General features: G+C 60.1%; 21 protein-coding genes. 11 read left to right on the plus strand and 10 right to left on the minus strand.

Features of this window, described 5'->3' with window-relative positions; all coding sequences use genetic code 11:
• Positions 1–361 precede the first annotated feature (361 nt).
• A complete protein-coding gene (locus ACFQDI_RS08835) occupies positions 362–1,972 on the minus strand; it encodes an ABC-F family ATP-binding cassette domain-containing protein (RefSeq protein WP_377165571.1) in 1,611 nt (536 codons plus the stop codon).
• Positions 1,973–2,510: 538 nt separating this feature from the next.
• Here ACFQDI_RS08835 and ACFQDI_RS08840 point away from each other — a divergent pair.
• From ACFQDI_RS08840 to ACFQDI_RS08850, 3 genes are all read left to right on the plus strand, one after another.
• Positions 2,511–4,697 carry a hypothetical protein gene (locus tag ACFQDI_RS08840; protein WP_377165573.1) on the plus strand — a complete coding sequence of 729 codons (2,187 nt, stop codon included), beginning with the start codon at positions 2,511–2,513 and terminating at the stop codon, positions 4,695–4,697.
• Positions 4,698–4,740: 43 nt separating this feature from the next.
• Positions 4,741–5,805, plus strand: a complete 1,065-nt coding sequence (locus tag ACFQDI_RS08845) for a putative phage abortive infection protein (RefSeq protein ID WP_377165575.1) — start codon at positions 4,741–4,743, stop codon at positions 5,803–5,805.
• Between the two features lie 479 nt (positions 5,806–6,284).
• Entirely contained in the window at positions 6,285–6,485 is a 201-nt protein-coding gene (locus ACFQDI_RS08850) for a DUF3368 domain-containing protein (protein ID WP_464694259.1), read from the plus strand.
• Positions 6,486–6,580: 95 nt separating this feature from the next.
• On the opposite strand, the gene ACFQDI_RS08855 is transcribed toward ACFQDI_RS08850, so the two are convergent.
• Positions 6,581–6,826: a glycine zipper domain-containing protein gene (locus tag ACFQDI_RS08855; protein ID WP_377166575.1), complete on the minus strand. Its 246-nt coding sequence runs from the start codon at positions 6,824–6,826 to the stop codon at positions 6,581–6,583.
• A 717-nt stretch (positions 6,827–7,543) separates the two neighbouring features.
• A complete protein-coding gene (nusG, locus tag ACFQDI_RS08860; protein ID WP_377165579.1) occupies positions 7,544–8,092 on the minus strand; it encodes a transcription termination/antitermination protein NusG in 549 nt (182 codons plus the stop codon).
• Between the two features lie 308 nt (positions 8,093–8,400).
• Here nusG and ACFQDI_RS08865 point away from each other — a divergent pair, with 308 nt between their 5' ends.
• From ACFQDI_RS08865 to fmt, 4 genes are all read left to right on the plus strand, one after another.
• Complete coding sequence (locus ACFQDI_RS08865) at positions 8,401–8,991, plus strand: hypothetical protein (protein WP_377165581.1); 591 nt, start codon at positions 8,401–8,403, stop codon at positions 8,989–8,991.
• 70 nt (positions 8,992–9,061) lie between these two features.
• Positions 9,062–9,955, plus strand: coding sequence for a glycosyltransferase family 9 protein (locus ACFQDI_RS08870; RefSeq protein ID WP_377165583.1), 894 nt, complete (start codon positions 9,062–9,064; stop codon positions 9,953–9,955).
• Between the two features lie 29 nt (positions 9,956–9,984).
• The gene (locus ACFQDI_RS08875; RefSeq protein ID WP_377165585.1) at positions 9,985–10,620 is read left to right on the plus strand and encodes an adenylate kinase family protein; all 636 of its coding nucleotides are present in this window, start codon (positions 9,985–9,987) and stop codon (positions 10,618–10,620) included.
• A gap of 10 nt (positions 10,621–10,630) precedes the next feature.
• Positions 10,631–11,560, plus strand: coding sequence for a methionyl-tRNA formyltransferase (gene fmt, locus ACFQDI_RS08880; RefSeq protein WP_377165587.1), 930 nt, complete (start codon positions 10,631–10,633; stop codon positions 11,558–11,560).
• Between the two features lie 5 nt (positions 11,561–11,565).
• Here the strand turns inward: fmt and ACFQDI_RS08885 are convergent, their stop codons facing one another.
• Both ACFQDI_RS08885 and ACFQDI_RS08890 read right to left on the minus strand, forming a co-directional pair.
• Positions 11,566–12,762 carry an FG-GAP repeat domain-containing protein gene (locus tag ACFQDI_RS08885; RefSeq protein ID WP_377165589.1) on the minus strand — a complete coding sequence of 399 codons (1,197 nt, stop codon included), beginning with the start codon at positions 12,760–12,762 and terminating at the stop codon, positions 11,566–11,568.
• A gap of 51 nt (positions 12,763–12,813) precedes the next feature.
• Positions 12,814–14,187, minus strand: coding sequence for an FAD-binding oxidoreductase (locus ACFQDI_RS08890; protein WP_377165591.1), 1,374 nt, complete (start codon positions 14,185–14,187; stop codon positions 12,814–12,816).
• 177 nt (positions 14,188–14,364) lie between these two features.
• On the opposite strand from ACFQDI_RS08890, the gene ACFQDI_RS08895 reads away from it, so the two are divergent.
• On the plus strand, positions 14,365–17,040 hold the full coding sequence (locus tag ACFQDI_RS08895) for an ATP-dependent DNA ligase (RefSeq protein ID WP_377165593.1): 2,676 nt from the start codon (positions 14,365–14,367) through the stop codon (positions 17,038–17,040).
• A gap of 7 nt (positions 17,041–17,047) precedes the next feature.
• Here ACFQDI_RS08895 and ACFQDI_RS08900 read toward each other — a convergent pair whose 3' ends face one another.
• Both ACFQDI_RS08900 and ACFQDI_RS08905 read right to left on the minus strand, forming a co-directional pair.
• Positions 17,048–18,484 carry a shikimate kinase gene (locus ACFQDI_RS08900; protein ID WP_377165595.1) on the minus strand — a complete coding sequence of 479 codons (1,437 nt, stop codon included), beginning with the start codon at positions 18,482–18,484 and terminating at the stop codon, positions 17,048–17,050.
• Positions 18,481–19,965, minus strand: coding sequence for a hypothetical protein (locus ACFQDI_RS08905; protein ID WP_377165597.1), 1,485 nt, complete (start codon positions 19,963–19,965; stop codon positions 18,481–18,483). The genes ACFQDI_RS08900 and ACFQDI_RS08905 overlap by 4 nt, the downstream gene beginning before the upstream one ends.
• 54 nt (positions 19,966–20,019) lie before the next feature.
• On the opposite strand from ACFQDI_RS08905, the gene ACFQDI_RS08910 reads away from it, so the two are divergent.
• Positions 20,020–20,841, plus strand: a complete 822-nt coding sequence (locus tag ACFQDI_RS08910; RefSeq protein WP_377165599.1) for a TIGR00282 family metallophosphoesterase — start codon at positions 20,020–20,022, stop codon at positions 20,839–20,841.
• 8 nt (positions 20,842–20,849) lie between these two features.
• Here ACFQDI_RS08910 and ACFQDI_RS08915 read toward each other — a convergent pair whose 3' ends face one another.
• Positions 20,850–21,257, minus strand: coding sequence for a hypothetical protein (locus ACFQDI_RS08915; RefSeq protein ID WP_377165601.1), 408 nt, complete (start codon positions 21,255–21,257; stop codon positions 20,850–20,852).
• A 13-nt stretch (positions 21,258–21,270) separates the two neighbouring features.
• Entirely contained in the window at positions 21,271–22,665 is a 1,395-nt protein-coding gene (locus ACFQDI_RS08920) for a caspase family protein (protein WP_377165603.1), read from the minus strand.
• 96 nt (positions 22,666–22,761) lie between these two features.
• On the opposite strand from ACFQDI_RS08920, the gene ACFQDI_RS08925 reads away from it, so the two are divergent.
• Together ACFQDI_RS08925 and ACFQDI_RS08930 are read left to right on the plus strand one after the other, a co-directional pair.
• Complete coding sequence (locus ACFQDI_RS08925) at positions 22,762–23,595, plus strand: NlpC/P60 family protein (protein ID WP_377165606.1); 834 nt, start codon at positions 22,762–22,764, stop codon at positions 23,593–23,595.
• A gap of 67 nt (positions 23,596–23,662) precedes the next feature.
• Positions 23,663–24,931, plus strand: coding sequence for an MFS transporter (locus tag ACFQDI_RS08930; protein ID WP_377165608.1), 1,269 nt, complete (start codon positions 23,663–23,665; stop codon positions 24,929–24,931).
• Here the strand turns inward: ACFQDI_RS08930 and ACFQDI_RS08935 are convergent.
• Positions 24,928–26,778, minus strand: coding sequence for a tetratricopeptide repeat protein (locus tag ACFQDI_RS08935; protein WP_377165610.1), 1,851 nt, complete (start codon positions 26,776–26,778; stop codon positions 24,928–24,930). The two genes, ACFQDI_RS08930 and ACFQDI_RS08935, sit on opposite strands and share 4 nt — an antisense overlap.
• Between the last annotated feature and the right edge of the window lie 3 nt (positions 26,779–26,781).

A 26,781-nucleotide genomic window follows, 5' to 3' on the forward strand; every position in this document is an offset into this window, starting at 1 on the left:
AACGTCTACGTCAACGCGGCAAACCTGCGAAGGTCGCCATCACAGCTCTCATGCGCAAAATCCTCTGCGTGCTCAACAAACTCCTCACCCAACCCAACTTCACACTTGCGTCGTAACACAGTTGCTGTCCGTCGGTCAGCGTCCCCGCAAACACCACCAGCCCCCGTGCTTACCCGCAGGCCTCTAACCCGCAGGCCTCTAACCCGCAGGCCTCTAACCCGCAGGCCTCTAGAGTAGTCCGCACACCGCGCAGCGAGCCCGAGGCCATCCTCTGCGCGGCTCGCCACCACCCCGCCCATCGCCCCACTTACGGAGCTCCGGGCAACCACCGCCAACAACCGCCAACGGCCCTCCGGGCCGCCTACCCCGCCACCACCGCCGCACGCGCATTCTCCTCCGCGCCCGTCTTCTGCAGGTAGTAGTCATAGTCCCCCGAGTACGCCTGCACCTTCCCCTCCGTGATGTGCAGCACCTTCGTCGCCAGAGACCGGATGAAATGCACGTCATGGCTGATGAACACCAACGTCCCCTCAAACTTCTGCAGCGCCAGGATCAGCCCCTCGATCGCCCAGATGTCCAGGTGCGTCGTCGGCTCGTCCATCAGCAGCAGGTTCGGCGGATCCACCAGAAACTTCACCAAATTGACACGGCTCTTCTCACCACCGCTCAGCACCCGGCACTTCTTGTGCACATCCTCACGCTTGAACAGGAACGATCCCAGAATGCTCCGCGCCTCATCCTCACGCAGCTCCGGCGCCACACGCTTCAGCTCCTCCAGCACACTGCAGTCCGGGTCCAAAGTATCCGCCCGGTGCTGCGAAAAATACCCCAGCTTCACATTCGTCCCCAGCCTCCGCTCACCCTTCTGAAACGGCACCTCGCCCGCCAGAATCTTGATCAGCGTGCTCTTGCCTGCCCCGTTCGGCCCCACCAGCACCGTCCGCTCTCCACGCTCGATCTCCAGGTCCAGGCCCTTGTACACCTGCTTCGTCCCATACGCCTGATGAATGTCCGTCAGCGCGATCAGGCGCTGCCCGCTGCGCTGCGGCTGCGGGAAGTTGAAGCGGAAGCCCTTCCGCAGCGGCTTCGGCTTCTCCAGCTTCTCCATCTTCGCCAGCTGCTTCTCACGGCTCTGCGCCTGCGACGCCTTCGACGCCACCGACCGGAACCGGTCAATGAAATCCTGGATCTGCTCGATCTCCTTCTGCTGATTCTTGTACGCCTGCATCGCCCGCTCGTAGTTCTCCTCCCGCTGCTTCAGGTAGTCACTGTAGTTCCCCTGGTAGGAAAGCAGCTTGCTCTCCTCGATCTCATACACCTGCTGCACCAGCTCATCCATGAAGTCACGGTCGTGCGAGATGATCAGCAGCGCCCCCGGGTAGTTTTTCAGGTAATTCCGGAACCACATCAGCGACAGCAGGTCCAGGTGGTTCGTCGGCTCATCCAGCAGCAGCAGATCCGGCTCCATCACCAGCAGCCGCGTCATGTGCGCACGCATGATCCACCCCCCGCTAAACTCCCGCGCAGGCCGGTCAAAATCCCCCTCCTTGTAGCCCAGTCCCTTCAGAATGCGCTTCGCCTTCGCCTCCGTCTGCGGGTCCTGCAGCGCATCATGCTTCGCATGCGCCTCAAAATACTCCGGGCTCGAAACATCCCCCGCCGCCTCAAAGGCGCTCAGCGCCTTCTCCAGCGCCTCAATCTCCCCCGCCTTCCCCGTCGCCACCTCCAGCACCGTCTCATCCCCCACCGGCTCGCTCTCCTGCGGCAGAAATCCCACCGTCGTCCACTCATCCCGGATCACCTCCCCCGAATCAGGAGTATCCTCCTTCAGGATCAGCGAAAACAGCGTCGATTTCCCCGCCCCGTTCGGCCCCACCAGCGCCACGCGCTCTCCATAGTTGATGGTCATGGATGCCGCGCTGAACAGCGTGCGGGCATTGAAAGTCTTGGTGACGTCGCGAATGGTAAGCATGGGGGCAGATCAGCTACCTCACCCCACGCCACTTGCAAGGCCAACCATGCCGCGGCGCGGCATGGTTGGCCTTGCCCTTCGTAGCTTTAGCGAAGTAGGGTCCGGCCTGCCACCCCGGCCCACCAACCACCACCGCTCTACCCTCAAGCTTCTCCACAAATAAGAGGCCAAGCATGCCCCACCCCTGCGACTCCCAGCGCCTGCGCACAGCGTGAAAGTAGGGCGGTTGGTCCCCCAACCGCCGTCGAACGTCCCCGCGCGCCCTATTCGCAAATCAGTTTCGGAATTCGCTTGGGCCAGTCAGCGCTCAAAAAAGAGACTTAGGCTCTGCAAAGCCCAGCATGCAGTGGTCCGCACATTCCATGTGCGGTTGGCTCCAACGGCGCGCCCTTTTGCAGCCCATGGCAACGAGTCGGGTGCATCCATCACCCCTTCCGAAAGATGACGGGCTCCCGAGTCAAATAATGGCCAACGGTGACCCACGATCCACCTAAATGTCTTGACGTTATTAAACACATTAATACATTTATATACTAATATGTTTAAAGAAAAGATCATCCAAAGGCATGTCGAAAATTTAATAAAGAAGGAGGGCTTTTTCGAAGCAATTCACGGTGTGGAAAGTGCGGATGCTTCAATGTACTCTATTGAAAATGAGTCCTTCATTCCCAACTTTCCAATCGATTATCTAATGAGAAAGCGTTGCCTTGAGGCAGCCGAACACGTTTTAGGACAATTAAGTTCGCTCCAGATAGTCTCAGCAAGTGCCAACAACATTTCATTGCATGTCGGAGAGAGATTGTTTCCAGACGTGATTTGCTGTGATGTCGAAAGTGGATCACTTGTTTTGATAGAAATTAAACGAAGCAAAAAAACAGAGCGTGAAACGGCAACTGAAATACTTGCTTACGAGCATGAAGTCCGTAATCATTTTCCATTTTTGTCTAATTTAGATATTTGCCATGTAATTATTGCATCTAATTTCGACTCTTTATTAGATCATTCAGTGGCTGGCATGATCACTTGGGGTGGAAAGCAAATTCTATGTCTGCGAGCCAGTTACAAGGGCGGAAAACTAGATTTGTCTGTCCACATCCCAAATGTTTGGACTTCAATAGGGCAGAAGCCAATTCCAGAAGTAGCTCTTGTAACTGTAGATCTCTATCTTTACCCTCTTCTTGAGAAAGAAAACCCAAGTCCTCGTGATATATTACGTGTAGCGGAGACGGCGCTGAATCTTTTTGCGCGAGATGGAGACCGGTACCAATCTCATGGGTTCGTTATGCTTTGGCAAGATCTCTTACAGTCAAGAGAGAATAAGGACCGGCTAGCTTTGACCATAGGCTTTATCAATCCTTACCACTTCATGGGATCGGCACTTGCTAGCAACTTTGTTAAAGCAGGTAGAACGAAGTTGGTAGATTATATAAGCAAGGCGCTCACGGACTTTAATATCTGCCCAACCGACTCGGTATTGGGAATGGTCTGCAAGCAGGGGAAATCTATTCTTGAAGAAGTTAGTGACCCCTGTTGGGAAACCTTCTCGACATGGCAGGAAATACGAACTCCAATACTTGATCCGAATGCAAGAATGCAGGGATTACATTATAGAGCACTACCAATTCAGTTCGAATTTTGGGGGGCTATTGGAGATTTTGCCCGCCAGTATATAACAATGCCCGCCGTTCGGCAGTCCTTCAATCCGTTGATTGGAAAAAGAAAATTAGATTGGCGCGATCCTATCATCGCAATTGAAATACTTGATCGCCTCATAGGTTCTGAAGTCGTCAAAAATGGACGATTCACATGTTCAGCTATGTTTTGGGTAGGTATTGAGCTGGGGTCATTTGCAACTATCGTATCAACCATCCAGCACAATACTGAAGAGGGATTGTCTGCTGGGAACATGCCCGCGCTGTTGACCTGGTACGGTGCCTCATTCGCGTCGGCAATGCGAGAGTTTGGTTTTCGTTGGGAATCAATCGTGGACGATATGCCAGCTCCGCCGACTGTAAAAGTATCAGAAGAAGGACTTGCGAAAGTGGAAGAGATAACGGCCTTAGCAAACTGGATTTGCGCGGTATTTCTTGAGGGTAATGACCTTCATCAAAATTCCTTCAATATAGGACTCCAAGCGCATGCATTGCTGAATCCGTACTTTGTGACAGGTGTCGATGAAGAGACCGCATATTCGGTAAATAAGTCCATTGTAGACTATGGTCGTGCAGCTCTTAATTGCGGTGCTAAATATTACAATGAAGCTCTTAAATCTGGCTACGAGATCACTGAACTGCAAAGAGCCTTGGAGTCCTTTGGAGTAAAAAGAAATACACGGGGATTCAATATAAGCCGTTTTGACGAGGTAACAGATTCTCAGATCATCGAAAGCCTTACAACCCACATAATCGACATTTTCGACCGCGTTAGCCATCCAGTGGCACATCACTTGGCAAGTATCGCCAAAGTTGAAGTAGATTGGGAATGGATGAAGTCACAGGCCAAAGAGATGAGATTGAAAGGGTGGCATCCCGCTGTCCTACTAACTGGAGATGGCGGATTTTCCGTGCACGATGCTGGCGTAATTGGAGCTATGTTTTCCTACGACACTGAGACGGAGATTATTTTTACTAATGAGATAGGAGGTTCGATGCCACTCACCATTGTGACAACTTGGGATAAACTTATGGAGAACATGGGGGATATTGAGCAATTATTTACAAAGTAGTGACTGCCAAATATTCCCGTGAGCATATAGCCTCAATAAAATCATGAAAGTATTGAAATGCCTCGCTATCTCGATTGTCATATTAGCGTTTTTGCTAACTCCACTTTTGCCTTTTATCCCCGAAGAGTGGAGCTTTCAACTCCCATGGGTGCCATTGTGGGGAAATGTGCTAAAGCTGGAGCAAGCTGGCATATATGGCGATTTCGTGGGTGGGTTCATCGGAACGATTGCCTTCATGGTGAGCGTGGTCATCTTGTTTATCTCTTATCAAAACCAGAAAGAGACCAATAGACAAAACTTGGATGACCAGAGGCAGTCTAGCAAACAGACTGTATTCGATGTTCGCTTTTACGATATGCTCAAGTGTCACAGGGAAAACACTGCTGAGCTTGAAATTGAAGGAAAAGTAGGGAGGCGTGTCTTTGTCTCCTTTATTCGAGAATTTCGAAAGGCGCTTAGCATCGTTAACGCGCTCCCGGAAACCGATTCTGCTCAGCAACTGACTACCACGTCAAAAATCGATCTTGCTTATTTGGCTTTTTATTATGGGGTTGGGCCAAATTCGACACGTTTATTAAGAGCTGCTACAGACCATCTTCCAAAAGCGAGCGTCGAAAAGGTGATTCTTGAAATGGGGGGCGCGCAAGTCGCGTATAGAGAGCTACTTAAAAAGCCAGAAGACAAAGGAGACTTGGCTTCGCGGTATCTTGCCAATTTGAGCAAAGCGGAATGGGAGTTAGTACGAATTACGTATCAGCCGTTTGATGGGCATCAGTCACGCCTAGGGCACTATTACAGACATCTCTACCAGATGATGAAATTTGTAGACTCACATCCTGATAAAAAGATGCGACGCAGTTACGCAGCATTAGTGCGAGCGCAGCTTTCTAATCATGAACAAGCTCTTTTGTGCCTTAACTCTATTTCAAAAATTGGATCGGCATGGAGTGGCGAAAACGGATTCCTGCAAATGTACTCAATGATTAAGAACATACCGAAATGCTTCTTTGACAGCGAGGCGGAAATCGACCTAGAGCACCAATTTCCCGACATGGAATTTGAGTACAAAGACGTCGAGAGAGCAAATAAGATGCCAGGCAAAAGGTGAATGATCACCCGCAAGATGCTGACGGTCAAAAGAGTGCAGCCCTCTGGACGCTAATGCTTGGCGCGTACTTCCCCTCAAAACTAACTGTCAGCGTCCCGCCACACGTCATCTCAGCCGTTAAAATCCGGCTCATTCTCCAGCAGCCTGGATCAATGAGCGACAGGTTGGAATCGCACTCACGGAACAGGAAAGACGAAACCAAGAATGACACGACCATCACGGATCAAAGCCTTGCGCAGGTCCGCTTGAGGTTCAGTCATCTGTGTCAATCCGAGTGATCCGTGGTCAGAAATTCTGAACGAAAGGGACGGGCTGCAAAGCAGTAACAAAACAACCGTCTCCCCAAGCTCGAACTGCGAAGGCGGATCAGCGAAGAACGGGCTCACACGCGGTGCCCAGCCACAGAAACAACACTCCAGAAATCAGGATTTCTGGTCCTTTTATGAGTGTCCCATTAGTGTGAGATGAGTGGTTAAAAAATATGCACTTCTGGCCGACCCTCTGCTGCTTCCCGCGTTCTTCGAACGATAGGCATGCTGGGTGGTCTTCGAGATGCCAAAGAACAGTCCCTCATTCCCGCCTTCGCTCCCCTCCTCGACCGCTTGGAGAAAGAAGCCGAATTCTGGATCAGCCCCTCTCTGCGCAACATCATCTTGAAAGCGACCGGTGAAATTTCCTGACCTCTTGCCACCGCCGCGCTGTCGATGAGACATGAGGAACGCCGGGCGCAGGATTTGCAATCACTCCGCGCCCGGCGCAACTCAGCCTTCAAGCATCAATAACCGCGGTAGTACCCCGGATAGTAGCCCCGGCCGTAGTAGGGCCGGTTGTAATAGACGTTGTTGTACCGCCGCTGGTCCTGTGAGTTGCCGATCGCGTTTCCGGCCAGGGCACCCAGGCCCGCGCCAATCGCCGCGCCTTCCAGGCCCCGTCCACTTTGGCTGCCAATGATGCCGCCCGCAGCCGCGCCGCCAGGCCCCCGATCACAGAACCGGTTTGAGCGTTGGGCCCTGTTGCGCAGGAGGCCAGAGAAACCACAGCCATCGCGTTAAGAATGAATGTTTTCATAAGAGTTTAGGTTTGAGGTTTTGAGCAACGCCAGGCGCTGCATGCACTCGGAAAATCGCCCCCGGACACCCCCACGGTCGTACCTCCGCCAAATCTGATACCCCCGAAAGGCCCGCCCCTGATCCCCCCTCATAGCCCGTCTCCCGTCTCCCGTCTCCCCGCCTCCCCGTCTCCCCGTCTCCCCGTCTCCCCGTCTCCCCGTCTCCCCGTCTCCCCGTCTCCCCGTCTCCCCGTCTCATTGTCTCATTGTCTCATTGTCTCATTGTCTCATTGTCTCATTGTCTCATTGTCTCATTGTCTCTCCCTCTTCCCCTCTCACCGCGACGCCGCCACCACATCCCTCGGCTTGTGCTCCGTCAATATCTTCGACATCGGCACCCAAGCGCAGCTTGCCCTTCGAAGCTTTAGCGAAGAACGGGGCCCCTCTGGCACTCCGGCCCAACCATCGTAAACCACCGTCAACAACGGTAAACAACCGTCAACTCATCCTCTGCCCCCTCCGCATCTTTCTGCCTCTCTGCGGCAAACCCAAACCTCCCAGCGCCAACATCTTCCCCTTCACTTCCCCATCTGATGGTCTCATTGTCCGACTGTCCGACTGTCTGATTGTCTTCCCCCCTCTGGCTCTCCCTCAACCACGGCAAACCACTGCCAACAATCGCAAACGCTTCTACTTAGAAGCGAGCACCTCACGCGGCTTGTGCTCCGTCAGAATCTTCGACATCGGCACTTCCACCGCGTTCTCCCGTCCCAGAAACTCCAGCAGAATCCGCACACGCTCCACACCACTGAGCATCGCATTCACGATCCCCTTCATCCCGCGCATCGGCCCTTCCGTCAGCTCCACGGTGTCGCCCACCTTCACACCCACCTCCACCTCGCAGATCTCGACGTCCTTCATCTCCGCCTTCAGCTCCTCAATCGCCGCATCCGGCACCGGCGTCAGCGTATCCCCAAAGTCCACCACCTTGATCACACTCTGCGAGTAGTTCACCGCCCGCAGCGACTCGATCGGCACAAACCGCGCAAAAAAGTAGCTCGGAAACAGCGCCTCCACGAACCACACCTTCCCCCGCCGCGTGTTCTTCTGAAAGCGGATGCGCGGGCAGTACGTCTCCACCCCCTCCAGCCCCGCCATCAGCGACGCCGCGATGTGCTCGCACTTCGGGCGAGTGTGCACCACGTACCAGGCCAGGGTGGATTCTTGTTTGGGTTTCATCAGAAAATCGTCATCTCAAACTGTCCCACCCTCACGCCGAGGCAACCACAATCCACCACGCCTCACAACAAGCACGCAGAAGCACACGCGCACAGGCGCAGCACGAGCGGAGCGCGGGCACTCTTGCCCGCCTCATCCGGTTCCCCTTCTGAAAAACCTCTGCGGTCTTCTAATCTCTCGCGGTGTCAAATCAGTCTCCTGCTCCGGCCAAACCACCGTCAACAACCCTGACACACCTCTCCAACTCCGCGTTTGCGTCCCCGCACGCCCTGCGCCACCTGTGCCGCCCGTTTTCCCGCACCCGCCGCATGTTTCCAGACCTCTACGACTACCTCTACCATCTGGCCCCAACCGGCGGCATTCCGTTGAAGGGCACAGGCATCGTCGTGGCTCTCGCGCTCATCCTCTCCCACGGCTGTGCCCTCAAAAACACCGCCAAAACCCAGGCCTTCCTCAAAGCCTTCCCCCGCACCTACTCCTGGGGCGTCATCCTCCTCACCATCGACCTCCTCTGGGCCGAGTTCGCCCTCGTCAACATGGACATGGGCGAGTTCTACAACATGCGTGACAAGTTCATGATGATCGTCGCCGGCGGCTACGTCGCCGTGCTCATCTACGTCAAGGAATTCCTCTCCGTCCGCGCCCTCGGCTCCCTCATGCTCCTCGTCGCCGGGCCCGTCCTCAGCGCCGCCTTCCTTCAGCCCCAGACCAGCCGCCTCCTCCTCCCCATCCTCGCCTACGTCTGGATCATCGTCGGCATGTTCTTCATCGGCATGCCCTTCCTCATGCGCGACTGGGTCAATGCCCTCCTCGCCAAACCCCAGCGCTGGAATCTCGCCGTTTACGGCGGCATCGCCTACGGCGTCGTCCTGCTCCTCGCCGCCATCCTCTTCTACTGATCTCAGCAGCACCGGCCTCTGACTTCGGGCCGCTGATCAACGACCACTGGCCACCGACCACTGCTCACCGATGCCCACCCAGCCCCGTGTCCTCGTCATCCGTGGCGGTGCGATAGGCGACTTCATCCTCACGCTGCCCGTCATGCGCCTCCTGCGCGACATGATCGCCGACAGCCACATCGAGGTCCTCGGCTATCCCGCCATCGCCGAGCTCGCCCGCGCCGCCGGCCTTGCCGACTCCATCCGCAGCCTCGAGCACCGCACCATCGCCCCGCTCTTCGCCAAGACCGCCCCCATCGACGAAGCCCTCGCCGGGCACCTCCGCAGCTTCAACCTCATCGTCTCCTTCCTCTACGACCCCGACGGCCACTTCCGCGCCAGCCTCGAACGCATCGGCGTCAAAACCCTCATCGAGTGCTCTCCCCTCGTTAAACCCGACGGCCCCCACGCCTCCCGCCAGCTCGCACGCGGCCTCGAAAAGATCGCCCTCTTTCTGGAAGACGAGCACCTCCTCCGCGCCCATTTCCCCCACAGCCCCCTCAATCACCCTCGCATCGCCATCCACGTCGGCAGCGGCTCCGAAAAGAAAAACTGGCCCCTCGACCGCTGGCAGCAGGTCGCCGACTCCCTCGGCCCCAAAGAGGTCATCTTCATCACCGGCGAGGCCGAAGCCGAGCGCGGCATCCACCCCGCCGGCCGCGACACCTGGCACGCCCTGCCCCTCCCCGAACTCGCCGCCCGCCTCGCCACCTGCACCGCCTTCCTCGGCCATGACAGCGGCATCTCCCATCTCGCCGCCGCCTGCGGCGTCCCCTCCCTCCTCCTCTTTGGCCCCACCGACCCCGCCATCTGGGCCCCGCCGCAGCCCTGGGTGCACGTTTTGCGGAATCCGACACAAGAACTGCCCCATTTGTCGGTCGATCAGGTAAAATTGGCAGCCACGCAAGTTGTCGCAAATTCGTAACGTGCTAGTTCTCCCCACTTAAAAAAATCATGTCCGACCACCTTACCCAAGAACGCATCAAAGCCTTCCTCATTCTCGGCGCGCCCGGCAGCGGCAAAGGAACGCAGGGCAAGGTGCTTGGTTCCATCCCGCGCTTTCACCACCTCGCCTGTGGCGATGTCTTTCGCTCCCTCGACACCCGCACTCCCCTGGGGCAGAAGTTTGTCGAATACTCCAGCCGTGGCGAGCTCGTGCCAGATGACGTCACCGTCCAGCTCTGGCATGCCAATCTCAAGCAGCGCATCGACGCCCACCAGTTCAAGCCCGAGATCGACTTCCTGGTACTGGATGGCATTCCACGCAACGTGGAGCAGGCCAAGCACATGGAGTCCCACATCGAAGTGCTGAAAGTCTTCCACCTTTCCTGCCCCGACCGCACCGAACTCGCCCGCCGCCTGCGCAAACGCGCCCTGAAGGACAACCGCTTTGACGACGCCAACGAAAGCGTCATCCAGCAGCGTTTTGCCACCTACGAGGCCGAAACCAAGCCCATTCTGGAATACTACGCCGGCGACCGCATCCTCGACATCGACGCCAGCCAGGCCCCCGCCAAGGTCCTCTACGACATCATCGGCGGTGTCATGGAGCTCAAAGAGTGGAAGGAACTGGAAAAGATGAAGGTCTAGCCGCACACAGATGCGCGTTCTTTTCATCGGCACCGGAGACATCGGCCTTCCATCCCTGGAGTGGCTTCTCAGCACGCCCAGGCACCAGGTGGTGGGCGTCGTCACCCAGCCTGACAAACCCGTCGGCCGCAAGCAGGTCCTCACCCCGCCGCAGGTCAAGGTGCGTGCCCTTGCAGCAGGGATCACCGTCATTCAGCCCCTCAAGATCCGCCACGCCGTCGAGGAGTTGCAGGCCTTCAATGCCGACGTCGCCATTGTCATCGCCTACGGCCAGATTCTCTCCCGTGCCGTCCTCGACGTGCCGCCACTCGGTTGCCTCAATGTGCACACCTCCCTGCTGCCCCGCCATCGTGGTGCCGCCCCCATCCAGGCCGCCATCCGCGATGGCGACACGGAGACCGGTGTCACCATCATGTTCATGGATGAAGGACTCGACACGGGCGACATCCTGTTGATGAAGCGCACTCCCATCGCAGCCGATGAAACTGGCGGCAGTCTTCATGACAGACTGGCCCTTCAGGCCCCCGCCGCGCTCGAAGAAGCGCTCGATCTCCTTGCCAGCGGCCATCCACCCCGTGTGAAGCAGGATGACTCCCAGGCCACCCATGTGCGCAAACTCACGCGCCAGGACGGCCGCCTCGACTGGACACGCCCTGCAGTGGAGCTCGACCGCCTCATCCGCGCCTTCACTCCCTGGCCCGGCACCTCCTGCCTCCTCAAGGAAACGCAGATGAAAATCCACCGCGCGCAGGTCATCACCAATGCAGATGCCTGCCCTGCACCGGGTACGATTGTGAGCGCAAATGCCGGCGGAATTTTGGTAAGCTGTGGCAATGGACTGCTCAATTTGAGCGAGGTCCAAATAGAAGGCGGCAGACGTTTGTCTGCCGCCGACTTCCTGCGCGGACACCCGCTGCACGCGGGCGATGTGTTGCGCTGAGCTGCTTATTCCTGCAGGAAGACAAACACGCCCTTCTTGTTGCCGACGACGACGTCCATTTTGCCGTCCTTGTTCACATCGCCGGGGGTCACCTGGGTGCCCACGCCGCTGTTGTCGTCGATCTGATGAGGGATGATTTTGGCTTCGCCGCCTTCGCGTTTGATCTCGAACCAGTAAAGCACCGGAGCAGCGTTGGGTTCGTCATCTTTCAGCGGGCCGTGGGCCCAGCGGCGCTTGCCAGTGACAATATCCAGCACGCCGTCGCCATTCATGTCAGCAAGCTGCATCGCGTGAAGCTGGCTGAATTTCACACCCGCCGGGCTCTCTTCCAGCGTGGCGCCCATCAGCTTGTGCTCGGCAAAGCTGCCGTCCGCCTTCTGCTCAAACCAGCCGAAGCCGTAGCCATGCGCATCGTAGCTGGTGATCACATCGTTGCGGCCATCGCCATTCACGTCATAAACGAGAATGAATGAGCCGCCACGGCCTCCAGGAACCGTAAACAGCTGCGGGTGGAAAACCCAGTCGCTGTCGGCCTTGGTGTCTGCGGGCTGCTCGCGCCAGCCTTCCTTGTCCAGGATGTCCGGGCGGCCGTCGCCATTCACATCGCCCACGCCGTAGCCGTGGGTGTAGCGGAAGTACTTCTTGTCGTTTTCGGGAGACTTCGGCGTGATCGGGCGGAAACGGGCCTTTCCGAGCGGGTTTTTCCAGTCGATCTCGGCATAACCCAGCTGTCCGCCGGTGTGGCAGATCAGCTCCGGCTTGCCGTCGCCGTTCAGGTCCTTGAAATCAGGAGACTCATTGTCCGTGACATCAAAGATGGTGGTGCGTTTCCATTCGCCGCCCTTGTTCTGCGGATTCTCAAACACCCAGGTATCCTTGCCCGGCCAGGAGTAGGCCAGGATGTCGCTCCAGCCGTCGCCGTTGAAGTCGTAGGTGTAGGTCAGGAAGAAGTCGCTGTAGCCCTTGGCCGGATCATACGGCTCTTTTTCGAATTTGGGAGCAAACTCCACCCTCTCCTTGAACTCCGGGCCCTTCCAGATGAAGCGGCCGGAGCAGATGTCATTGTGCCCGTCATGGTCAAAGTCGGCAAAGTGCGCGCCTTCAGCCACAAACTCCTCGGTGAGCGTGTATTTTTTGAACTTCAAATCAGCAGCGCAAAGCGGCAGCGCCAGCAGCAGGGTCGGGATCAGCAGTTTGGTCATGGTGGTGGAAGGGAACAGAGTTGAATTGCGTGATCTTGCATGGCGCTGGCCTCATCCCAGAAACTTTCCGGGATTGAGAATGCCATTGGGGTCCAGTGCAGCCTTCAGGCGCAGGTGAGTCTCGTGCGCGGCGGGGGTGACGGCATCGCGCCACCAGCGTTTTTTGGCCACGCCGATGCCATGTTCGCCAGTGATGGCGCCATTCCAGGCGATGACCTGATGGAAAAGCTTGTCGAGTGCGGCCTCGGCGCTTTCGCGCACCGCCGGGTCGTCCATGGTGGGAACCATGATGTTCACGTGGATGTTGCCGTCTCCAGCGTGACCAAAGCAGGCCACGGGGAAACCGGTTTCGCTTTGCAGTTTTTCGGCAAAATCCACCAGGTCCACCAGACGGCCGCGCGGCACGACAATATCTTCGTTGAGCTTGATCAGGCCGGTGTTGCGCAGGCTGTAGCTGAACTCCCGGCGCAGTTTCCAGAAAGCCTCGCAGGCTTCGTCTCCCATCGCTTTGTTCAGGCAGATGCTGCCGAGGCTGGTCACCAGCTTGGCAAGCTGCTCGATTTCTCCCTTCACCGACTCAGGCTGGCCGTCGATCTCCACCAGCAGGTGCGCATCGCCTTCCGGAGTGACGGAGGCGCCAAGATACTCACGTGCGGCGCGGAGGGTGAATTTGTCAGCAATTTCCAGCGCGCTGGGGAGAAAGCCGCTCCCGAGGATGCGCTGCACCGCATGGGCCGCTTCGGCGAACGATTTGAAACCAGCGGAAAGCATCGCACGCATGGGGGGGTGCGGGATGAGGCGCAGCGTGGCCTCGGTGACGACACCCAGCATGCCCTCGCTGCCCACCATGAGTCCGACGAGGTCGAAGCCTGTCTTGTTTTTGTGGCAGCGCCCGCCCGCCTTCACGATGGAGCCGTCCGCCAGCACCGCCTCAAGGCCGAGCACGTAATGCCGCGTGACACCGTATTTCAGGCAGCGCGGGCCGCCTGCATTCGTGGCGATGTTTCCGCCCAGGCTGCATTCCTTGAGGGATGCCGGGTCAGGCGGATAAAACCACCCCAGCTTGCGCACCTCATTCTGCAGATGACCGGTGATGACGCCCGGCTCGATCACCGCCACGCCGTCTTCGAGGGTGATCTCCTTGATCTTGTTCATGCGCGCCACGGAAAGCGCGATGCCTCCCTGCAGCGGCACGCAGCCACCTACATAGCCCACGCGTGAGCCCTGCGGGGTCACGGGAATGCGGTTCGCATTCGCAAAGCGCAGCACTTCGGACACTTCAGCGGCCGATTCCGCATGCACGACGACTTCGGGCGGGTTGGAGGCGAACCATTTGTCCGTGCTGTGCGTGGCGAGGTCCGTTTCTGTGACAGAAACACGCGAGGGTCCGAGAAGAGCGGTGAGTTGATCGGCGAGGGCGGCCATGCGCATTCTTGGGGCCGGATGCCCGGCCTTGCAACTTGATGCCCTGCGCCTCATTTGTTTTCCATGCAGCACAAACCTCTCTGCGATTCAGGGGGCTGACGGCAAAATCCATTCGTGACGCGTTAGAATGAAGCTGCTGGCATCTGCGTGCAGGCGTAAATCTTTCCACTGCCGCGCATGCCCCCATTGATCCAAGTCACCCACCCCAACGGGATCTACCTGCCTGAGGCGGATCTGTGGCTGGATCCGCATTTTCCTGGCAAGCGAGCTTTTATCTCCCATGCGCACAGCGACCATGTGGCGCGGCACGAGATGACCTTCTGCTCCGAGGTGACGCGGGATCTCATGAAGACCCGCTACGGTTACAAAAGCGAGGGTGAGATGCGCGTGCTGCCCATGCGAGAGGCCGTGGAGTGGGAGGGCTGGGAGCTGCGGCTGCTGCCTGCGGGGCACATCATCGGCTCCGCCATGCTGCACCTCACGCGCAAGGCCGACGGCGCTACGCTGCTCTACACCGGAGACTACAAGCTGCGCCAGGGGCTCAGTTCGGAACGCTGCGAACTGCTCCATGCAGACACGCTCATCATGGAGTGCACTTTTGGCCTGCCGCAGTTCACCTTTCCGCCCACGGCGCAGGTGGTGGAGCAGGTGCTCAAGTTTGTGCAGGAGACGCTGGAGGACGGCGGCATTCCCGTGCTGCTGGGCTACTCCCTGGGAAAGGCGCAGGAGATCCTCTGCGCGCTGGCGGAGGCGGGGCATCCGGTGATGGTGCACAAGTCCATCTGGGACATGACACGCGCCGTGGCTCCGCTGCTGGGCAGGCTGCCTGAGTACCGCCTGTTTGACGCCGCGCAGGCTCCCGGCCATGTGCTGCTCTTCCCGCCCAGCAACGGGCGCTCCATCGCCATCAAAAAGCTGAAGGTCTGCCGCACGGCCATGATGACCGGCTGGGCACTGCAACCGGGTGCCAAGTTCCGCTACCAGGTGGATGAAATCTTTCCGCTGAGCGATCACGCCGATTATCCCGAGCTGGTCGAAACGGTGCAGGAGGTGAAGCCGCGCTGCACCTGGCTGGTGCATGGCTACACGCGGGAGTTTGCCGCGGATTTGCGGCAGCGTGGATTTGAGGCCTGGACTCTGGAGCGCGCGGACCAGCTGGAGCTGACCCTGCAAAACGCAGCGTCAGCAGCCCGGCCTGCGGTGGTGAAAAATGACGATGACTGGGGAAACGGCAGCTTTGCACAATGGGCGGAAGCTTGTGCACAGACTGCCGAAGTGGCCTCGCGCCTGAAGAAGGTGGAGAGACTGGCATCCATGCTGTGCAGTCTGTCTGACAAAGCAGAGCTGGCGCTTGCGGCGCGCTTTGCCTCCGGCAGCACCGGTGACGCACCGCTGAACACGGGCTGGTCTCTGCTGAAGCGCGCTCTAATTGAACTCAGCGGTGTGAACGAGGCGGAATATCGCACCATCTCGCGCTCGCAGGCGGACACAGGACGCACGGCCTTCCTGGTGTTGCAGCGTGCGGCACTTTCCCCGGCCGAGTGTTCTTTGAGTGATGTTGCCGCGCTTTTTGCCCAGCTAAGCAGGGCCGGGGGGCAGATAGAGCGTGTGAAACTGATCAAAAACCGGCTGCAGCAGCTCACTGCCGCCACGGGTGCCTGGCTGGTGCGGCTGATGACGGGGGAACTACGCATGGGCTCCAAGGAAGGTCTGATCGAAGAGGCTGTGGCGGCGGCGTTTGATGTGGGCGCTGATGCCGTGCGCGAGGCCGCCATGCTCTGCGGAGACATCGGACAGGCAGCCACCCTGGCCAGCACGCAGAGCCTGCACGAGGCAAGGCCGCGCCCGCTAGTGCCCATCAAGGTCATGCTTGCGTCTCCAGAAGAAACTGCGCAGGACATTTGGGAGAGGCTCAATGCGGCGGAGGTCTGGCTGGAGGACAAGTATGACGGCATTCGCGCACAGATGCACCGGACCGCGCAGCGTGTGGAGATCTACACCCGTGATCTCAAGCCTGTGGGTGCGCAGTTTCCTGAGATCATGAATGCTGCTGCTGCGTTGTCGTCGGAGGTCATTCTGGATGGTGAAATCATCGCGCATGCGGAGGACAAGAAGCTCTCGTTCTTCGATCTGCAAAAGCGCCTCGGCCGCCGCGATCAGGCGGATCTTTTTCTGCCCAGTGATGTGACGGTGAAGTACGTGGTGTTTGACGTGCTGTGGAAGGACGGCGTCTCGCTGCTGGAAAAGCCACTGACAGAGCGGCGAGTGGAGCTGGAGGCGATTTCGCTGCCTGCCGGAATGGGAGTGATCGAGGTGATGAAAGCGGCCAGTGCGGATGACATCGAGGCCGCCTTTCATGCGGCACGGCGTCGTGGCAATGAGGGGCTCATCGCCAAAGATGCTCTCAGCCACTACTCGCCTGGGAGACGGGGCAAGTCATGGCTCAAGCTGAAGAAGGCCTTTGCCACGCTCGATGTGGTGGTGGTGCGGGCCGAGCAGGGCCACGGCAAACGCAGCCATGTGCTGAGCGACTACACCTTTGCCGTGCGCGATGAAGAGGCGGACAACAGCCTGCGCATCATTGGCAAGGCCTACAGCGGGCTGACCGATGCGGAGATCGAAGAGCTGACCGAGCACTTCACCCAGAGCACGCTGAGCCAGCGCGGACGGGTACGCACGGTAACGCCGGAGATCGTGCTGGAGATCGCGTTTGATTCCATCCAGGCCAGCAACCGCCACGACAGCGGCCTGGCGATGCGCTTTCCCCGCATCAAGGCCATCCGGCGCGACAAAAGCCCCGCAGAAATCGACACCCTGGCCTATGCCCGCAAGCTGGCCGGAGTGAGCGTGTGAGACGCTGTTATTTCTTCAGCTTGGCGAAGAAGACACGGGCGCTTTCCATCACGCCGTAGGCGGTCTCCTGCGGAGTGAGTTCGGCGGTCTGGATTCGGAGATCGGCCAGGCCTTTGTAGAGCGGTTTGCGCTCGTTGAGCAGGCGCTCCAGCTTGGCCTTGGGATTTTCCTCACCATGGAGCAGCGGGCGGTTGGTGTTGGCGGCAGTGCGGCGGGCGAGGCGCTCGGGATCGGCGTCCAGCCAGACGATGTAGCCGAGATGGCGCAGGATGGCCAGATTGCGCGGCTGGGTGACGATGCCACCGCCGGTGGCGATAACGCAGCCTCGCCTGCCGAGCAGGGAGCGTAGCGCAGCGGACTCATGCAGGCGGAAGGCGGCCTCGCCCTCCGTGGCGAAAATCTCAGGAATGCTTTTCCCAGTATTGTCCGAGATGAGGTGATCCGTATCGACGATCTGGAAGCCGATCATCTGCGCGACGATGCGGCCCACCGTCGTTTTGCCCGAGCCCATCAGCCCGATCAGCACAATGTTGGGCTGGCGGGGCGAGGGGCCTTCCCCCGTGGTTTGCACGAGATCAAGGATGGAAGCGGCGAGGTCGGGATCGTCACGCAGCGCATCAAAATAGCTGGCATAACGCGGCACCCACCCGGAGGCGTGCAGCTTGGTGTTGGAGACGCGCTTGTGGCTCCAGCCACGTTTGCGGTTGGGGTCAGGCTCACGCGTTCCAGGCATTTTGACACCAAAGATGGCGCACAGCCGTTCCAGGCACTGCCGTTGCGTCATCTGAGCGTCATCGACAATGTTGTAGATGCCGCTCAGCCGCCGCGTGGCGAGGTGCGCCAGCGCTGCGGCCGCGTCTTCGGCGTGGATTTGGTTGAGGATGCGCCCCTGCCCGTTGTTGCCCTCAATGGCAGCCTTCCCCTCCAGCAGGTTCTTCAGCACAAAGGAACGCCCGGGGCCGTAAATGCCCGCAAGGCGCGCGACAGCACCGCCGGCGGCGAGGGCGATGCCCTCAGCCTCCCGCAGCAGGCGTCCGGTATCGCGGTCAGGATCAGCAAAGCTGGTTTCATCGACCGTTTCACCGTTCACCTGCGGGTACACGCTGGTGCTGCTGGTGTACAGCGGATAAGCGGTGGGAAACGCCCGGGTGAGGTGCCTCATGCCATCGACATAGACGGCCTGGTACATTTCAGCGCCGCCGCGGCTGGAGCTGGCACAGTGAATGACGGCGTCGATGCTCCCGGCATTGACCCGGGCGGCAAGCTCCATCACGGCGGCGCTGTTTGAAATGTCACAGGGCTCCGTGCGCCACGGCTTGGCCATGGCGAGCCGTGCCGCAGACTCCGGCGAATGCGTGAGGCCGATGACTTCATGCCCGGCGGCATGAAGAAGATCGGCGGCACGCTCGCCGACGAAGCCACATCCTGCGATGATCACCTTCATGGCTGGCGGTGTTTTTGGTAATAGGCGGTGACGCCCTTGACGACTCCCTGCACATAGTCCTCGATGGCGCTGCTTTGCAGGCGTCCGGCGATGAGTGTGCGTCCGCGAAAGTGGCCGCGCAGCAGGCGCTGGTAGGTCTCCTCGTGGTTCATGACGTAGGGCTCCAGGTACACCACAGGGCAGTCATAGAGACGGTTTGCCAGCAGGTTCCGTGCATAGACATAGGAGTTTGTTCCGACGTGGCGCGCATTCGCCGTGGTGTAAACGTAGGCCGGCAGTCCGGTGCTCAGACGCATGCCGTTGGCGACGGCCTCGGCAAGCGGCAGCTCCTCCTGGTGAATGCGTGAAAACAGACGGTGAAACATCTCATACCTCACATCCTGCTGCTCCAGCTCCAGAGGCGAGTAGCAGCCGTTGATGAGCACATGCATGTGGTTCATCGGCGAAAACTGCGGCGCTGTGGCATCGCCCCAGGCCTCTGCGTTGTAGTGCAGGCAGAGCACCACGTCCGGCTTGATGGTGTTGTTCACCTTCTCTCCGCGTGCGTGGATCTCGCTCACACGGTAAAAGAGCTTTTCCGTCTGCCACTGCACCGTGAGGATTTTGGCATCGCCCGTGACGCCGCTGTAATTTTCCTGCGCCTGCGGAAACCCCGCCTCGGCCAGGATCTGCTTTGCCTGGATCACAAAATCAGAGGGGCGCTGCTGCGTCACCGGTTCGGCACGGTCACGCACGAGCGAGACGTAGGCCCCCAGGGCTTTGAGCCGTTCGGCCAGCACCTGGGCGGTGGTCAGCGTGAGGTCACCCTCCTGGATGGACTCCCCCGGAGCAAAACTGAGCATGCGCTCCTCCATCCTGGCATAGCCGCCGCCGATATGCCCGGGGTCGATGGCGATGTGGATGTCACTGAGCAAAGGGCGGCCCTTGAGCGGCGGCATTTCGGCGGCAGTGCGCCAGGTGCGTGTGCCTGGCAGCGGCGCTTGGGAGCGGGGCGCAAAGGCGATGCGCACCTCCGGTTTCACGGGATCGCCCGTCTTGATGACCACGCCATCGGCCTCCAGAGTCCACGGCGGCGGGAATGGGGAGCCGTCGGAGTAAACGTCCCGCATGGCCACTTCGAATTCACTGCGGGAGAGCACCTGATGAAACGACTGCAGCTTGAGCCAGTCGGGCTTGGTGCCCAGCGCGCTCAGCCGGTCCAGACGTGCTGGAGCGGCGGGTGCTGGGGCAGGCGGCGGAGCGGCGGGCGCTGGGGCGGGCGGGGCGGGCACTTCAGGTGCAGCCGCGACAGTCCCTGGCTTCACCTGGGCCGGGGTCAAAGGTGCCGCGGTGGGCGCAGCCGGTTGGGAGCCCGGTGCCTCCTGCGCGGGACTGGCAGGCGCAGGCGCGGGCACGATCGTCTGAGCCATGCCCGCAGTCTCCATCAGGGACATGAGCATGACCGGCAGCGCACAGCCGCACAGCATTCGTTTCATCATCATAAAGTGCATCCTAGACTTGATCCCCGCCTTCATCATCTACTAAGTAGCGCCACGATGAATGACAACACGGCTGACAGCGCGGACGGACTTTTTCGCCTGCTTTTTTTGGGTGATGTGGTGGGTGAGCCGGGGCGCAAGGCGGTAGGCCTGCTGCTGCCTGTGCTCAAAGACGAGCTCAAGCTCGACTTCATCGTCGTGAACGGCGAAAACTCCGCCGGAGGCCGCGGCATCACCCCCAAGATAGCCATCAGCCTCATGCGAGCCGGCGCCGCCGTGGTGACCAGCGGCGACCACATCTGGGACCAGCGGGAAATCGTGCCCTATCTGGCTGATGAGCCGCGCATGCTCCGCCCCATGAACTACCCTGAAGGCACACCTGGCAGCGGCTTTGTGGTGCTGGAGTCCAAGAAGTGCAAGGTGGCCGTGGTGAACCTGCAGGGGCGCACCTTCATGAACCAGCAGCTCGACAACCCCTTCCCCGCCATCGCCGCTCTGGTGGAAAAGCTGCGCGAGGAAACACCGGTCATCTTTGTCGATTTCCACGCCGAGGCCACCAGCGAAAAAGTAGCCATGGGCTGGCATCTGGACGGCAAGGTCTCCGCCGTCGTGGGCACCCACACCCATGTGCCCACGGCTGACGAGCGTGTGCTGCCCAAGGGCACCGCCTTTCAAAGCGATGCCGGCATGTGCGGCCCCATGAACAGCGTCATCGGCAGCCAGGTCGAGCCTGTGCTGGAGCGCTTCCACACCATGATGCCCACCCGCTTCGGCGTCGGCAGCGGCCCCGTGCGGGTGAATGGGGCGCTGATCACGATTGATCCTGCCACCGGGAAGGCGCTCAGCATCGAGCGCGTGGCGCGGACGTGGCATGAGTGACCAGCCACTCAGACGATGCCTTCGCGCTTGCGCTGCCGGACGATGAAATCCACGCCGCAAGCCAGTTTTTTGGCCATGGGGGATTTCAGATCCACCACACGCCAGAAAGGCGTGATCTTGTCCAGAGGCGTGCCGTTTTGATGCTGCTCCCAGGCGAGCTCTGAGGCGATGCGCAGGAAGATGCCTGCGGTGAGCGGACAGGTGAAGTCGGCATGATGAGCGGTGGCCAGGTCCTCGCGCATCTGCGGCATGGTGCGGGATGCCCCAGGAGGAATCTCGGCCACATAGGCGGCCACCACGGCGGGGGTGGGGATGAGCATCTTTTCACCTTCGCCATGGCCTGCATACGGCTTTCCCAGCCGCGAAACACTGGGCTTGGGCGGATGGGCAAATTTTTCAGTCCAGGACTTGGGCATGGCGTGCGTGGAGTTACTTGAGCTTGGCCAGGGCCTCCTCAGCGAGCCTGCGGGCCTTGAGCTGCTTGTATTTGCTGCTGGCGGCTTCGGTGAAGTCGGCTTTGGCCTCGGTAGTCTTGCCAAGGGCCAGGTGGGCACGGCCGCGGTTGTAGAGAATGTAGGAGTCCTCGGGGGTGAGCGGCAGCGCGGCATTGTAGGCGTCGAGCGCCTCTTCGGCGCGCCCCAGCAGCAGCAGGGCATCGCCACGCCGGTTCAGCGCCTTCGCGGTAAAAGGGATCTTTTGCTCATGGTCAGGCGGCAGGCAGTCACGCAGGGCATGCAGGATGAGCTCGCATGTGACGGCGGCGGCATCGACGGAAGGCGAGGCGGTGGTGGCCTCCTTGAGGTCTTCCTTCACCTTTTCCAGCAGCACCCCAATGGGCTCCGCCGAGTACGCACCCGGGCCTTTGGCCTTCGCGTACTGCTGCAGGGCCTCGACACACTCCCGCGCCTTGCCCGCAGAGGCCTGTTTTGCGATTCCCCTGAGGGAAGGCAGCGCAGGCTCTGGCGGTGCTGCGGGCGGGGGCATGGGTGCAGGCTCCGTGGTCAGCGCGGGCGGGGCAGGCGCCTGCCCCGCCAGGAAGATGTCCTCGCCGACGAGGCGTGAGTACTCGGCCGGAATCTGCCCGCCATTTGAGCGCTCCAGAACTCCCGCACGTGTGCGCTTGAAGACCTGCTCCACAGTGAGGCCGGGCGTGCGCAGGTGCTTGAGCAGCTCCTCGGTGTAGAGACCGTTGGTGCCATCGCCATCGAGGGCGGTTTGTCCGGCATCCGTGGCAAAGGCGATGAGTGAACCGGCGGGCGGCTTCATCTCGCTGAGACCGCCGGGGTTTGTGGCATCGCGCGTGCGGCCGGTGCGCGCCACGGCGGTGGTGCGGCAGGCGTCGAGGATGACGAGGTTGCAGCGCGCGCCGGCGCTTTTCATGTCTGCCACGGCCTGCTCCACATTGAAGAGTTTGGTTTCTGCCAGCAGGCGCAGTGTCACATCATCTGCACCTTCGCTGGTGTAGCCGGACTTCACCGGCAGCAGGTAGTTGGAGCCAGCCACGGAGATGCCATGACCGGCGTAGTAGAAGAGGCCGACCTCCGCATCCGTCAGTGTGGCGCGAAACTCCACCACAGCCTTGAGCAGCTGATCGCGGGTGACGTCGTGTTTTTCGATCACGGCAAATCCAAGGTCGCGCAGGGTTTTGGCCACCGCCTTGGCGTCGTTGACGGTGTTGCGCAGCGGGCCCACGGCGGCTTCGTATTTGGCATTGCCGATGACGAGGGCGGTGCGTGCGGCGGGCTTGGGTGCGGCTGCGGCGTGCAGCGAAAACACCGCCAGCAGCAGGCAGAGGCAGCCGGTATGGAGAAGGCGGAGGGGCATGGGCGGACAGTCTGCAAAAAGCAGCCCGGCGGTCAACTGCATGCGCGGACTAAGCAATGGGTTGAACTGTTTGGCAGAACCCGCATCATCCGCGCTATGACGCGCGCCCTTTCCGCCCTGATGCTCTTGCTCACAAGCTGCAGTTCAGCCCTGAAACAGGGAGCTGCACCACAGCTCATCCCGGGAGATCCCACCGCGCCTTCGCAGGTCACCCCGGCCGAGGCCATGGAGATCGCGCAGCAGTACACCCATCACACCTGGCGCCCCTTTGCACGCAACATCCTGCACGGCAAGGACAAGGCGGGCGTCCTCGTCAACACACCTGACGTGACGCACGCACCGCAGCAGGACCGCAAGGGCTGGTGGGTGCCAGGGGAGATGAACAGCGGTGTGCCCTACAAGTGGGGCGGCTTTGATAATCCGGCCTCGTTTGATCTTGCCATCGCGAATGGCAGCGCCGGTGGCGATGTGTCCTCGCCGGAGAAACGCCGGGCCGACAACGCCGCCGTGAGCAGCCAGGCGGCGGGAGTGGACTGCTCGGGGTTTGTGTCGCGCTGCCTGAAGCTGCCAAGTGTGCATGATACCAGCAAGCTGCCGGAGGTGTGCACAGAACTCGGCAGCGCGCAGGAGCTGCAGCCGGGAGATGTGCTGAACATCCCGCACCGTCACGTCATCCTCTGCGCCGGATGGTATGACCCGCAGCACACCTGGATCTACTACTACGAGACCGGCGGCGCGCCGGACTACTGGAAGCCCGGACTCAAGCAGGCGCCGCTGGATGCCCTGCTGGCGCTCGGCTACAAGCCGCTGCGCTACAAGGGCATGGCGCATGAGCTGGTGCCCAGCGGCAAACAGCCGAAGGAAGTGCTGACGCGCGCGGTCAAGGCGGGCGCGATTGTGGTGGAGAATCCTACGGTGGGAGAGCCGTGATGGAAAGTTTGAGGGGTTGACGTTGAGTCAGGCCGCGTGGCAGCATGCGCGCTTTCCCAACCCGACCATGGAATCCACCCTCCGCCCCACCCGCACGCGCTATGGCGTGATCGTGTTTGCCGTGATGCTCGGCATCATTCATTACATCGACCGGGTGTGCATTTCCAAGGCGCGGCCCTTCATCCAGCAGGATCTGGGGTTTGATGACACACAGATGGGCTATGTGTTCTCGGCCTTCACGCTGGCGTATGCGCTCTTTGAGATTCCGGGAGGGTGGCTGGGGGACAAATGGGGGCCGCGGCGGGTGCTGCTGCGTGTGGTGATGTTTTGGAGCGTGTTCACGGCGGCCACAGGCTACGCATGGAATCTGGCGTCGATGACCGTCTGCCGTTTTCTGTTTGGCGCTGGTGAGGCGGGCGGGTTTCCGAACATCGCCAAGATGTTCAGCGTGTGGCTGCCGCAGCGGGAGCACGGCGTGGCGCAAGGCATCACCTGGCTGGCAGCGCGCTGGGGCGGGGCCTTCACACCGCTGCTGGTGGTGTGGATTTTGGGCTTTGTGAGCTGGAGGAACACCTTCGTGCTCTTCGCCAGCCTGGGCGTGGTCTGGGCGCTGTGTTTTTACGTGTGGTTCCGGGACAATCCGAAGGACCACACGGGTGTGAATGCGGCGGAATGCGAACTGCTGGAGGAAGCGCAAAAAAATCTGAGCGGCGGGCATGCATCGATCCCCTGGAAGCGGCTTTTCACGACCAAGTCGGTGCTGCTGCTGTGGGTGTATTACTTCTGCATCAGCTACGTGTGGTACTTTTACATCACCTGGATGCCGCAGTACATGGAACTGGAGCTGAAGATGGACATGAAGGACACGTGGACTTCGATCCTGAACGGTCTGCCGCTGTTTCTGGGCGGCATCGGCTGCTTCATCGGGGGCATCATGGCGCGCCGCATGTCGGCAAGGTCAGACAGCCTGAGCCGCGCCCGGCGCACCATCGGCGTGCTGGGCATGCTGGCTGCCGGGGGCATGATTCTCCTGGCCACCACCCTGAACGACCCCACGTATGCGATGCTGGCATTGGGCTTCTCCGGGTTCTTCAATGATCTGTCCATGCCGGGAGCCTGGGGTGCATGCATGGAGGTGGGTGGCAAGCTTGCGGGATCGGTCTCAGGCAGCATGAACATGATCGGCAATCTCGGTGGTGCGCTCGGTGGCGTGGCGGTGCCCTGGCTGATGAACCTGACGAACCAAAGCTGGGACAAGGTGATGTATGTCGCCGCGGCCACTTACCTGCTGGCGGCACTGTGCTGGATGTTCATCGACAGCGATGAACGGCTTTAAGGCGCCGCCGGCTGCTTCTTCTCCGTTTCCTGCTTCCCGCCTTTGATCTTCCTGAGCTCCTCCTCGATGCGCTTGCGGGCTTTCAGGTCAGGGGTCTTGAGCCCTTCGGCGCGTTCGAGATAATTCAGCGCCTTTGCCTTGTCCCCCAGCGACTGATGGGTGAGGCCGATGTGCTCGAGGATCTCCGCATCTTCAGGAGCGACAGGCTCCAGCAGGGCTTCGGCACGCTGCAGTTCCTTGAGCGCCTGGGGGTAGTTGCCCTTTTTGTAGTGAAACCAGCCCAGGCTGTCAATGTAGGCGGGCTGGTCGGGCATGAGCTCGTTGGCCTTGGCGATGAGCTCGCCGGCTTTGTCCAGATGGGTGCCGACATCCAGCCACATGTAGCCGAGGAAGTTCATGGTGTTCGCAGCCGCCTTGGCTTCCTCACGCGGGGTCAGCGTGATGGATTTTTCCAGCATGCGTGAGGCGTCCTCATAGCGTGCCAGACGCTCCAGCGTGATGCCGTACTGGTAGTAGAAGAGGTGGTCCAGCAGCTCGCTCTGGCTGGAGCCGGCAAACCGCTCGGCCTCGGCAAAGTGCTGCACGGACGGCCCCCACTCTTCACGCGCACGATGGGCGATCGCCAACTGATAATGCACCAGCGGGTGGTCGGGGAAGAGGCGCACGCTGCGCTGGCCCACGCGCACCATGTCGTCAAATTTTTGCGTCTGATAAAGCTCCCAGCCGAGCTTCACATAGTCGCCGATCTCGCCTCCGCCGTTTTGAATGGCTGCCTCAAGATGCACGATGGCCTTCTCCGGCTGCTTGAGCTTGTCATATTCACCGGCCAGCAGGCGCTGCATCTCGGCGTCATCGGGCGCCTGCTTGACGATCTGCTCCAGCGTCGCCAGCGCCTTGTCCTTCTGCTCGGCGGCTGCATAGAGCCGGTACAGCAGCTTGCGGGCATCGAGGTTGCCGTATTCGGCCGCGAGTTTTTCACAGAGCTGCCGGGCACGGTCGGGATCGTTGGTCAGGAGGTACTGACGGGCGACTTCAAGGGTGACCTGCTCGGCATCGGCCTTGGTGGCGGCTTTGAGGGCGTTTTCAAAAAAAGGGGCCACGCGCTGGCGGTACTCGGCGCTGAACTCGGCCTGCCCCAGCGGCCACACGCGCTCGGCAGTGCGTCCTGTGGCCAGCCAGTACTGCGGGTCACGGCTTTGCTGGTTGGCCGCCTGGTTCATGACCTCGACGGCCTTGTCACGCTCGTTGTGCGTGAGGTGCAGCATCACCGCCACCTCATACACCTCGGCATGCGCGGGAAATTTCGTCAATGCCTCGGCGATGGCCCTGGCGGGCACCTCGTCTTTCTCAAACAGGTCCTCCGGCGGGTAGGTGCTGGCAAAACGTGCCAGATTGAGCAAGGGGGCCGGTGTGCGCGGACTGGAACGCACGGCGTCCTGCAGGATCGTGATGGCCGCTGCACGGCCCTGAAACTGCATGGCGAGCTTGGCGGTATGCGCAGCCAGATCCGAGTTGCCCGGATCTGCTTTGAAAACAGCCTGATAGTGCTCGAGCGCCTGCCGCAGCTTCCCGGAAGCTTCAAACTGGAGCGCCGCGCTGAAATGCGCCAGGACATCCGCCCTGGAGGCGGAGCCCGGAGATAGTTGCAGGTCGGATGCGTCAGCCGCCCTGGCTCCCAGTGACAGGTCTGCCGTTGTGGCAGCGAAACCTGTCAGGCAGGAGCCGATGAAGGCGGCAAGACCGACCGTCAGGCAGGGCCGCAAAGCCCTGCCAACCGAGCCGTACCCGGGCATGACAAAGCCTCCTGCGTCTCGATACCATCGAATCGCACTGCGGAAAGGAGCCATGCC

The organism is Prosthecobacter fluviatilis, assembly GCF_042655725.1.
In the GTDB taxonomy this organism is placed as follows: domain Bacteria; phylum Verrucomicrobiota; class Verrucomicrobiia; order Verrucomicrobiales; family Verrucomicrobiaceae; genus Prosthecobacter; species Prosthecobacter fluviatilis.